The organism is Pseudoalteromonas sp. SG43-3 (assembly GCF_014164385.1).
Taxonomy (GTDB): Bacteria; Pseudomonadota; Gammaproteobacteria; order Enterobacterales; family Alteromonadaceae; genus Pseudoalteromonas; species Pseudoalteromonas distincta.
This window is the reverse complement of record NZ_JACJFC010000056.1, coordinates 1-1460: the sequence shown is the minus strand read 5'-3', so window position 1 is coordinate 1460 and position 1460 is coordinate 1. Positions and strand designations below refer to the sequence as shown.

General features: G+C 39.3%; 1 protein-coding gene. It reads right to left on the bottom strand.

All coding sequences use genetic code 11. From position 1 onward, the window contains the following. Positions 1-80: 80 nt before the first annotated feature. Positions 81-1373, bottom strand: a complete 1293-nt coding sequence (locus tag H5157_RS20525; protein WP_002962255.1) for a TolC family protein — start codon at positions 1371-1373, stop codon at positions 81-83. Between the last annotated feature and the right edge of the window lie 87 nt (positions 1374-1460).

Here is a 1460-nt window from a genome sequence, read left to right as displayed (position 1 = left end):
AGTTTTTCATTTTGAATTCCTAAACGATTCAGTTAATCACTGAATCAATAAATTGTTATTAAACTTAAAGTGATGTTTATTTAGAGTGACAGCGCTTCGTTTGTTAGTTTTTCTATCTCTGCGCCATAAATTAGGGCAGCAGATGCCGCGTCAATAAGGGTTCGCCGAGCATTTAACAGCTCTTGTCTAGCCGATACATAATCAAGATATCCATATCGACCTTTTTGATAGGCGTCTTGAGTATCTTCCAGTGCATCTTCAAGCATTGGGATAACCGACTGCTTTAATGAATTAGCTGTTAATATGGCTTGTTTTCTATTGGAGTATGCTCGTAGTAAGTGATTTCTAAATCTTAACTTAGTCGCCTCTTTCTCTATGGCAACTTGGTCACGCTCTGCTAGCGCACTAGCGATTGCGCCAGAATTTCGCTTTTCAGCAAACAAAGGTAAGCTAAAGCCAGCGACCAGTGCCGTATCATTGGCTTCTTGAGAGCGCCTAACACCAACAGACCATTTGATATTGGCCGTTGACTCTGTTTTAGCCAACTGTAACTCGGCCTCTTTTAGTCGCTGCTCACTTGCATAAACTTGAATAGCAGGGTTTTTCTCTAATTTCGCAAAGAGACTACTAAAATCACTATCATTGCCAAACTGAAACAGATCTCCAGTTACTCTAGAGAATGACACTGATGTTTCTCCCCAGTAAGCTGATAAAGAAAGCTTTAGATATTCCAAGCGCTTTTGTTCAGATTGAAGGGTGAGGTTAGCCTGAGCAATAACTGCTTTTGAGCGTTTCACTTCAGCCTCAGGAGTAGCACCTGCGCGGTTACGCTGAGATACAATCTCTAAGGTTTCTTGTGCTAAGCTCAAAGCATTTTCTGCCAATATAACTCTTTGTTGGGCTGCAAGTACTTCCACGTACTTCTCAGTGACTTGAGCCATTAAATTAAGCGCAGAGACTTCTTTTTCAGCAGTGAGTAGTGTTCTTGATTTTGAAACAATTCCAATCCGCGCTGAGCGTTTATCTCCCATTTCGATAACCGAAGATAGAGCGACTGTTAATTCAGCACTGTCGAATGTATTAAATTCACCTGAGCCTGCAAAGTTCTCAGCTTCAAGCTCTAGTTCATAAGCAGGATTTAAACTTGCGATTTGTTCTCGTCCAATTAATGCCGTTTGCTTGAAATCAAATATTTTAAGTTCTGGATTTTGTTTAAGCGTCCACTGAATTGCCTCTTGAAGGTTTAACTGCTTCTCAAAGGCATAAACATTAAATGTAAAAAGTGACAAAGCGAGAAACGCGATATATTTAAGCCGAGGTGTTACACACCTTAAAATTGCTATCTTGCGATGCACACAGGTATTAAGTGCCATGTATACTTTCCTATAAATTTATATGTGATATTTAGGTCATTAACATTTGACCTTTCTTAATTTTCTATAAAATTTAGGCGTATTTAG

What these genes read in the sequence shown, in the direction of transcription:
- H5157_RS20525 (WP_002962255.1), bottom strand. Translation starts at nt 1,373, where the DNA reads ATGGCACTTAATACCTGTGTGCATCGCAAGATAGCAATTTTAAGGTGT.